The sequence below is a fragment of the Planktothrix sp. FACHB-1355 genome (genome assembly GCF_014748295.1).
In the GTDB taxonomy this organism is placed as follows: domain Bacteria; phylum Cyanobacteriota; class Cyanobacteriia; order Cyanobacteriales; family Aerosakkonemataceae; genus Aerosakkonema; species Aerosakkonema funiforme_A.
The window spans coordinates 1-8,232 of sequence record NZ_JACJUP010000186.1 but is presented as its reverse complement, the minus strand read 5'-3'; the positions used below and the strand labels follow the sequence as shown (position 1 = coordinate 8,232).

Sequence of the window (8,232 nt, the reverse complement as noted above, 5' to 3'; positions counted from 1 at the left end):
TGACTCAACCAAAACAACGGCTGGAGACGCTTCGTATATTCTTGGTATACATATTAAAAATGATAAATTTTTCCCCACACAGCGTCAGCCGATCGCAGTCAAAGTTACAGATGATTATCGGTTTAATGGCCCTTGGGAATCTCCAGAACAATTTGAAGAATTTCAAAGAGCTTTATTGACATATTTCAACAAACATGGAGTGACTAACCCTACGGCATGGGTATTTAAAATTGTCGATGGGCTGACAAAAGGTTTGATCTCTCCATTTTGGGATGAATTTGTGTCTGGATTACCGCTGGGCTCGACTCAAAATCCTCTTTTTATCAAAAACGAAGATTACAATCAATATAGGGTTCCTTGGCAATCCGCCGAGCAATTTCAGTCGTTTCAGCGAGCCTTGTTAGAATATGCTAAAACCGAGGGATTTGAAAACCCTTCGGGATGGGTTTATAAAATTGTAGCTAATATCAGAAAAGGGGAAGTGTCTCCATTTTGGGATGAATTTATCAGAGGAATTCCGCTGGGAGAAAGTCAAAAAATCAAACGCGATTGGGAGATTGAAGCGGGTGTACCGTATCCGGCGTTTGAGGAAGAACGGATTCAATATTACGTTCAAAAAGGAGAACCGTTAGAACAAGCAGTAGCGAAAGCGCGTGCCGAATTGAGAGATCCGGTGTTGGGAAAAGATTTGTGGGAGGGTTTTTTGAGAAAGTGCGATCGCATTGCGGATGAAGCAATTAAAGCCAAAAGTTTGGGAATTACAACGCCATATCTGCCACCATCTTTCTCAGATAAACCGCAAGTTACCAAAGAAAGTGTTATGCAGAAGCTGAATGCGATCGCACCTCAATTTTCCATCTCATCATCTAGCTACAATTCCCTAAACAATCTGACTTTAGAACAGCAAAACGTTGAGGAAGAAGAATCGGATACCGTTGTCGATGTTCCCAGTCTTGCTTCTTTACAATCAGCTTACAAAACTGCGATGGGTCGAACTCTAGTAGAAAGGCAAATTGCCGAACATCCAGAATGGGGATACGGTATTATTGATGGAGAAGTTGTCGATTTATTTCCTTTCTAAGGTGCTAAAATGAAACAAATTGGTGAGATTGATGCCTTTAATTTAGGACGTCCTATTCCTTCTGACAAGGAAAGAGAAAACTCGCGTCGGGATAGACTTGCACAACAAAGAGAGAATGGCTATCAACAGCTAGCAGAACTTTGTCGTTTAGGCGAATATGATGCCGCCAAACGACTAGCAAACCAAAATCCTCGCTGGGGTTATGAAATAGTTAGCGGTTCAGTCATAGAAAGAGAAGATTGAATATAGCTAAGAAACGCGACAGGTTTTGAGCCTGGTAAACAATGCTGGCAAATAATTATTGAACCGCTCTGATGCCAAATTCATAGCATCAATGGTACAACTACCACAACCAGCAGAACGCTCACTCAGGTAGTCACTCAAGCGCGTCGAAGAAACTCCCACCCAAGGAAAATGACCTACAGGTGCATTGGCTGTATAGTTTAATTCTGTATCTAATTTCCACTGAATTCCTGTTAACTCCATACCAACTGGGTTGTTTTCTGGTAGAGGAGTGTTTCTGCGCCATCCTACTGCTTGACCAAATCTTTCTACTCGCTGTTTTGAGTTATTTGTCCGAGAGCTAATTTGTTGCCAAATTCGCTGTTGTGCGCTGTAACCAAACCGTCTTTGGCTAGCGGTTGACCAAAGGCGATCGATAGTACGCAAATCTTCGCAAGGAAGTTGAGCGAGTACGGTTTTGCTGTCAAATAATAAATCGCCTTTACCATCAACTAATCGAAACATAATTCCTCTAGTTTCCACATCAGCAGCCTGCCAATTACGTTGATTCAAAAAGTTTTGCAAATTGCTGTAATTGATGCGCCACTGCTCAACAGGTTGCGAGGGATTTAGAATATCGAAAGTGAAGCTGTTAACCACTTGTTGAAATACTTGCCGAATGCGATCGCTTTTATTGATGTACGCTACGAGCAACCGGAATACATAGCGATTATCTGGACTGCTGAATAATACGTTATCAGATTCGTAGAGTCCTGTGGAAGTGTAAGCGATCGCTCGTTGTCCGGCGATAGTGAGAGGGCGATCGTCATTCCGGCTTAGTTGACCTTTCCATCTCGCTAAAGGCAACTTTTGGGAGTTATTATAAATGGTAATGCTAATAATTGGTGGCGATTCAGGTAAATTATTAGAGTTAAGATAATCTGCTTGGTTCCAAATTTCTAATACTTGTACTGTAGTAGGCTGACCGGATAACTTTTGTGCAGGTACAATTGTATAACCACTTGGCGAAACAAAACGGAAACCAAAGCGGTTACTCGTATAAAATACATCCCGCATCGTGACAGTATTGCCAGTTGGATTAGCAGCAGTGACTTGAGATACGCTTGGTGGAGTAGATAATCCTGAAAGCTGGGTACTACTCCCTATAGCCAACAGCGTAAATAATGCTATTACCCCAATTCTTTCGCTCTGGCGTTCCATATTCTTAGCTTGGTTACCTTTAATACAAATAATTATGAAGCCTTAACTATTAATTTTGTTCCCTACAAACAATTCTGGCACTCTCATACCAAAGAAGATAAAGGGGGTAGCTAAGGCGGATTTGATATAATTCATGAATTACCCCTACAGTCAAATACCTTTATTGAAAAAATTCTAGTAACTCCCAAAAAGTCATATCGCGGTTTTGTATCCAAAACTGAGTGAGATTGCTTTGGCGGAGGTCAATCAGACAATCATCGGGCAGAAACCTGGCGTCAAGTTCGCTGATAAAATTATCCCAATTTTCCTCATACCAGGGAACTGCTTGCAGCTTTGACGCCCTAATTATTTCGGCTTCGTTAATTTCCTTAAGAGTATTTCCCACTAACGGCGGGAGGTTTAAAAGCTTGGCTAATTTTCTCGCTTCAAATAAGTTCATTGGGAGTGAATTTAAACAATTTCAAACTCTATTCGATCTCTTTCTAAAAAATTGTGAGTGAAATGATCTACCACATTTGTATCGCTGAGTTCTAAATTGTAGAAATCGACAAATTCCCCATCAAAATATGGCCCAGCGTGCCAAGTACCCACCTCTAACTTGATAAAGCAATTTCCTGGAATGCGGAAAGCAGCAATTTCCTCTAACTTCGGTCGATCGATCTCGCGATTGGGAGGCGCTACCGCAATCAACCAATCTTTACCTTCCAGAGAACCGAGACATTGAGTGCATTGCAGGTGGCGCGTGATTTTGTGGAACTTGCGCCCTCTGCGGTGCAGCCTCATAATGTAAAATCGAGGAATGCCATTGTGGAGGTTTAACTGTGCATCCTCTGCATCGAAAAGTTTGCCGTCGTTACTTGCAAAAATAACTTGACCGTAAGGACGAAAGCTTTCTGGCGTAATCGATATAGCCTGTAATTGTTTTAATAAAATTGATTGGCTCATTGGCTCGAATAAGCTAATAACTTTTAATAGTGTATCTGAAAATACGATCTGCTACAATACAAACATTTATTTGTATTAATGATGAGCGATCGCACTCAATCCGCACAAAAACCTCTATGTCTGGAATCTATCGTCGGCGTCAATTCCTTATTTACGCTTCAGCTGCTTTTGGTACCAGTCTACTGCTGAAAGCTTGCGCTAACAGTTCGACTTCCACTTCAAACAACGCAGGCGAGACGCCTGCACCACAAGAGCAAGAGTCTGCGCCACAAGCGAAGCAGAATTTTAAAGTGGCAATTGCCTTACCGGGAATTATCACCGATAAAGCTTGGAATCAAGCAGGTTATGAAGGAGTGAAGGCAATTGAAAAAAATTTGGGAGTCGAAACAGCATACGTTGAAAATGTCGCACAAGCAGATCAAGTAGAAGTTTTGTCAGACTTTGCGCGACGGGGTTACAACTTAATCTTCGCTCACGGCGGACAATTTGATGATGCGATTCGGCAGGTGTCACCGCAATTTTTTCCCGATACTTACTTTGTCGGCGTCAATGGTACAATTAAGGAAAAAAATAGAGCATCTTTGCGGATCGATCACCTGCAAACGAGTTATATTTGCGGTATCATTGGCGCTACTATGACAAAATCAAATAAATTGGCATATTTGGCGGCGCAATCTTTTCAAGCAACTGATGAAGAATTGCGGGGATTTCAGTTAGGCGCTCAATCTGTTAAGCCGGATATTAAGATAACGAGCAGTTATACTGGTGATTGGAACGATGCAGCTAAGGCGAAGGAAGCAACCTTGGCGTTGATTTCTACGGGAGTAGATGTGATTTATCAGTGGTTGGATAATGCTTCTCCCGCCGTACTGCAAACTGCTGCGGAAAAGGGAGTTTATACCTTTGGGAATACAACAGATCAATTCGATATAGCGCCAAAGTCGGTGTTAACAAGTGCGGTGAAGCGGATCGATTTGGGGATTGCTTATTTGGCGGATTTGGCGATTAAGGGTAATCTCAAAGGCGAGATTTATCGGATTGGTTTGGAAAATCCGAAAATTCTTTATCTGGGTAAGTTTGGGGCAATGGTGCCAAAGGATGTGCAGCAAAAGGCAATGCAGGCAGAAAAAGCGATTTTAACTAAAAAAATCATATTTGAGAATTGTCAGGAGAATGGGAAATTTACTCGCTGCTTGAAGAAAGCTTAGCGACACTAGGGAGGCGAATTCGGAAAACCTAACCCCCCAGCCCCCTTCCCTACGAGGGAAGGGGGAGCCGGAAAGAGGAAAAACTTTTCTAGCTGGAAGGGGGAGTTTCATGAAACGTCTCTACAATGTTCAAAGCGGAGCCAATCCAAAATCCTCTCTTGCGAAGGTGGGCATCGTGACGGGAACCGCCAAGACGCCCACTTCGCGCAAAATCCAAAATCCAAAATCGAGTGGCTTATTTACGTCTGGAAGGTATTACTAAACGCTTTGGCAACTTTCTTGCCAATGACAATATTACTTTGAGCGTCAGTCGCGGCTCAATTCATGCCATGTTGGGGGAAAATGGAGCCGGAAAAACTACTTTAATGAATATTATCTGCGGACTTTATCAACCAGATGCGGGTGATATTTATCTGGAAGATAAGCCGATCAAAATTAACTCTGCTAATACAGCAATTGCACATGGTATTGGGATGATTCACCAGCATTTTATGTTGGTGTCGCAACTGACGGTAACGGAAAATATCATTCTGGGAACAGAGTTCGATTTGCGCTTGAATTTGCAGGCTAAAAGTAGAGCGATCGCACAAATGGCTCATTCCTACAATTTAGATATTGATACGTTAGCAAAAGTAGAAAGTTTATCAATAGGTTTGCAACAGAGAGTAGAAATTATCAAAGCACTTTACCGCAATGCAAAGTTGTTGATTTTAGATGAGCCAACAGCCGTATTGACTCCCCCTGAAGTTGAGGTTTTGGCTGGGATTTTGCGGCAATTGGCGCGGGATGGACACACGATTATTTTCATCAGTCATAAGTTAGAAGAGGTGATGAATATCTGCGATACTGTTACCGTTTTGCGGCGGGGACAAGTTGTAACAACCATGAAAACGGCAGATACAAGCAGTCAGGAATTGGCTAAATTGATGGTGGGTCGAGAAGTATTATTCCAAGTGCATAAATCTGCTTTTTCCTGCGGGGATGTAGTTTTGGAAGTCAAGAATTTGCAAGTGCGGGATGAGAGAAATTTGCCTATTGTGAAAGATGTTTCTTTTCAACTTCGCGCAGGTGAAATATTGGGAATAGCTGGTGTTGATGGGAACGGACAGCGAGAATTGGCAGATGCGATCGCACTTTTGCGTAATATCTTTGGGGGAAGTATTCAGAGATACCCGTCGCCAGGGGAGAGGGGAAGAGGAAAAAGTATTGCTTATATTCCGGAAGATAGGCAGAAAATGGGTTTGGTGATGGGGTTTAGCATTGCCAAAAACCTCATTCTCAAAGCTTTTAATTTCCTGCCATTTTGTCGTCGTTGGTTATTGCAATATGGGATAATTAATAACTACGCTGCTGAGGCGATGCAAAATTTTGATATTCGCGCTGAAAATCCATCTATTAAAGTTAGTCACTTGTCTGGCGGAAATCAACAAAAAGTGGTGCTTGCACGCGAACTTTCTGGCAATCCCGCATTAATTGTGGCGATGCAACCTACACGCGGTTTGGATGTGGGTGCGACGGAATACGTGCAGCAATGCTTGTTAGCTGAAAGACAAAAAGGTGCGGCAATTTTGTATATTTCCACTGAGTTGGAAGAGGTGATGGCGATGAGCGATCGCATCGCTGTTATGTACGAAGGTCAATTTGTTGATATACTGGATGCAGATACCGCGACTGTGGAACAGATTGGTTATTTGATGACAGGCGGTAAAGTTTCGACAGGCGTTATAGAATAGGGATATCAGATGGCTTGAAAACAGATTTCTTATGTCGAATAATTTGACAAATTATGCCATTTTGGATAAATTGATAATGGAGGTTTAAATTATGACAAACGTCAATATTTCACTTCCCGAATCCATGCGGGTTTTCATTGAAGATCAGGTTACTAAAGGCGGCTATAGCACAGCTAGCGAATATATTTATCATCTAATTCATCAAGAACAAAATCGGCTTGCACAAGCACAAATGGAAGAATTATTATTAGAAGGGCTGGATAGCGGTGAGCCGATCGAAGTGACAGATGAGTGGTGGGAACAGAAACGCACGGATCTTTTAGAACGACTCCGCAAGCAGAAACAATGACACGCCGGATTGCAATTACGCCCAGAGCAAGTCTCGATCTCGACGAACATTTTAGTTATATAGCAGAAAATAACCAGGATGCAGCGTTGAGATTTTTCGACGCGGCGAGACAGACTTTCTCTCAATTAGCAAAGACGCCAGGAATAGGTAGCCCTTTTGCGGTGACAAACTCACGCTTAGAAGGTTTGCGAAAGTGGGCTGTGAGAGGATTTGAAAAGTATCTGATTTTCTACTTAGATCGAGGTGAGGATATCGAAATTGTGCGCGTACTCCACTCATCCCGCAACATTCCTGTAATTTTAGGACAGGAAGAATAATCAAAAAAAGCGATCGATCTCTACCCGCAAATCTAGCTGTTGTGCAATAGCGATATCGGATGACTTAAAAATATATTTATCAAAAAATTTCGATATTCCATAATTTGTTATTGTGCGCGTCTTCTAGGAGGATTTGCACCATCAGAATTGTCAAGAGTATTTTTCCATTCGACTGAAACTATTTTCGGATTACCTCTGATTTGTGAATTTACGAGAGTCTCAAAATTAGCTTGTCCTCCCGGCGCAATAGTACCGCGAATTGCAGCAGTCCCTGTTTCTAGAACTTGTTCTGGTATCGGCTGTCCGTCAGCGCCAGTTGTACGCACAATGCTGTATGTAACTTTTACTTGAGTAACGGGGTTATTAGTATTATTTACAACTATACCGCGAACTCTTCTACCTCGAAATGGTGCGCTAATTTCATTAGCAGCTACCGATCCTGTTATTGCTGATGTTCTCTCTCCTGTTGCTGGTGTTGCTGCTGGTGTTGGCGTGAGAGTGGGTGCAGTCGTAGAGGCGGGAGTGGTGGGAGCGGCAGTACAATAAGCAGGAGGCCAATTTTCTATCCTGGTGCGAGATCTGGCTAAAGTTTGCATTTGGGTGCGATAGCTGACCAGTTGGCTTTCCATTTGCGGTACTCTCACCCTCATGCGATCGATAATTTGAATCGCTCGTCGCCACTGTTGGGCGCAGACAGCTTGCTTTAGTTCTGCGTTGAGTTGTGCGTTGAGGTCAGTTTGAGATAAACTCGGATTTGCTGCCGATCCAATGGTGGCGATTAAGGTTGCGATCGCGATAATCCTGAATCTCATGTTTCCCACTCCCACAGGTGTGAAATACCTTTTTTAATATAAAGCATCTGTCGGAATAATCAATATATACTTCACGCTCCGCCTAATTTTTAAGAGTAAAGTTATTTATGGGAATAGAAGGAAACCTTAAGCAGATATCTCCTTACCTGCTGGAAAAATTAATAAAATATCCTGACTTCATTACGGTATTTGATTATGCAATATGGCTGCCTGAATCGAATTACTGGCAAAATTATCAAAACATGGATGTACCTCCCGATGCTCTTGATATGTTTGGCGAGATTGCAAATGCAGCAATAGAGGTATTGCAGGATTTAGAGAAAAACAAACCAGAAGACTATGAA

Annotated in this window: 10 protein-coding genes and 1 pseudogene; 7 read left to right on the top strand and 4 right to left on the bottom strand. The window is 42.3% G+C overall.

Translation table 11 applies throughout. The features are described from left to right. Both H6S82_RS10770 and H6S82_RS10765 read left to right on the top strand, forming a co-directional pair. Window positions 1-1,081 (top strand): annotated as a pseudogene (locus H6S82_RS10770) (hypothetical protein); the annotation flags it as partial. A 9-nt stretch (window positions 1,082-1,090) separates the two neighbouring features. Then, entirely contained in the window at window positions 1,091-1,324 is a 234-nt protein-coding gene (locus tag H6S82_RS10765) for a hypothetical protein (RefSeq protein WP_190461007.1), read from the top strand. Window positions 1,325-1,330: 6 nt separating this feature from the next. On the opposite strand, the gene H6S82_RS10760 is transcribed toward H6S82_RS10765, so the two are convergent. From H6S82_RS10760 to H6S82_RS10750, 3 genes are all read right to left on the bottom strand, one after another. Then, complete coding sequence (locus tag H6S82_RS10760) at window positions 1,331-2,524, bottom strand: GUN4 domain-containing protein (RefSeq protein ID WP_190461009.1); 1,194 nt, start codon at window positions 2,522-2,524, stop codon at window positions 1,331-1,333. A gap of 160 nt (window positions 2,525-2,684) precedes the next feature. Further along, window positions 2,685-2,963 (bottom strand): hypothetical protein, encoded by a 279-nt coding sequence (locus H6S82_RS10755; RefSeq protein WP_190461012.1) that lies wholly within the window; start codon window positions 2,961-2,963, stop codon window positions 2,685-2,687. A gap of 11 nt (window positions 2,964-2,974) precedes the next feature. Continuing rightward, a complete protein-coding gene (locus tag H6S82_RS10750; protein ID WP_190461013.1) occupies window positions 2,975-3,469 on the bottom strand; it encodes an ureidoglycolate lyase in 495 nt (164 codons plus the stop codon). A 116-nt stretch (window positions 3,470-3,585) separates the two neighbouring features. On the opposite strand from H6S82_RS10750, the gene H6S82_RS10745 reads away from it, so the two are divergent. From H6S82_RS10745 to H6S82_RS10730, 4 genes are all read left to right on the top strand, one after another. Then, window positions 3,586-4,677, top strand: coding sequence for a BMP family protein (locus H6S82_RS10745; protein ID WP_190461015.1), 1,092 nt, complete (start codon window positions 3,586-3,588; stop codon window positions 4,675-4,677). A 230-nt stretch (window positions 4,678-4,907) separates the two neighbouring features. Further along, window positions 4,908-6,410, top strand: coding sequence for an ATP-binding cassette domain-containing protein (locus tag H6S82_RS10740; protein ID WP_191056214.1), 1,503 nt, complete (start codon window positions 4,908-4,910; stop codon window positions 6,408-6,410). A gap of 91 nt (window positions 6,411-6,501) precedes the next feature. Next, the gene (locus tag H6S82_RS10735) at window positions 6,502-6,759 is read left to right on the top strand and encodes a type II toxin-antitoxin system ParD family antitoxin (protein WP_190461018.1); all 258 of its coding nucleotides are present in this window, start codon (window positions 6,502-6,504) and stop codon (window positions 6,757-6,759) included. Next, entirely contained in the window at window positions 6,756-7,076 is a 321-nt protein-coding gene (locus H6S82_RS10730; RefSeq protein ID WP_190461021.1) for a type II toxin-antitoxin system RelE/ParE family toxin, read from the top strand. Before H6S82_RS10735 ends, H6S82_RS10730 begins: the two co-directional genes overlap by 4 nt. A 107-nt stretch (window positions 7,077-7,183) precedes the next feature. Here H6S82_RS10730 and H6S82_RS10725 read toward each other — a convergent pair whose 3' ends face one another. Next, complete coding sequence (locus H6S82_RS10725) at window positions 7,184-7,888, bottom strand: hypothetical protein (RefSeq protein ID WP_190461023.1); 705 nt, start codon at window positions 7,886-7,888, stop codon at window positions 7,184-7,186. Window positions 7,889-7,995: 107 nt separating this feature from the next. Between H6S82_RS10725 and H6S82_RS10720 the strand changes: the two genes are divergently transcribed. Next, window positions 7,996-8,232: hypothetical protein (locus tag H6S82_RS10720; protein WP_191056213.1), on the top strand; the 237-nt coding region annotated here is incomplete at its 3' end.

What these genes read in the sequence shown, in the direction of transcription:
- H6S82_RS10750 (WP_190461013.1), bottom strand. Translation starts at nt 3,469, where the DNA reads ATGAGCCAATCAATTTTATTAAAACAATTACAGGCTATATCGATTACG.
- H6S82_RS10760 (WP_190461009.1), bottom strand. Translation starts at nt 2,524, where the DNA reads ATGGAACGCCAGAGCGAAAGAATTGGGGTAATAGCATTATTTACGCTG.
- H6S82_RS10725 (WP_190461023.1), bottom strand. Translation starts at nt 7,888, where the DNA reads ATGAGATTCAGGATTATCGCGATCGCAACCTTAATCGCCACCATTGGA.
- H6S82_RS10730 (WP_190461021.1), top strand. Translation starts at nt 6,756, where the DNA reads ATGACACGCCGGATTGCAATTACGCCCAGAGCAAGTCTCGATCTCGAC.
- H6S82_RS10755 (WP_190461012.1), bottom strand. Translation starts at nt 2,963, where the DNA reads ATGAACTTATTTGAAGCGAGAAAATTAGCCAAGCTTTTAAACCTCCCG.
- H6S82_RS10745 (WP_190461015.1), top strand. Translation starts at nt 3,586, where the DNA reads ATGTCTGGAATCTATCGTCGGCGTCAATTCCTTATTTACGCTTCAGCT.
- H6S82_RS10735 (WP_190461018.1), top strand. Translation starts at nt 6,502, where the DNA reads ATGACAAACGTCAATATTTCACTTCCCGAATCCATGCGGGTTTTCATT.
- H6S82_RS10765 (WP_190461007.1), top strand. Translation starts at nt 1,091, where the DNA reads ATGAAACAAATTGGTGAGATTGATGCCTTTAATTTAGGACGTCCTATT.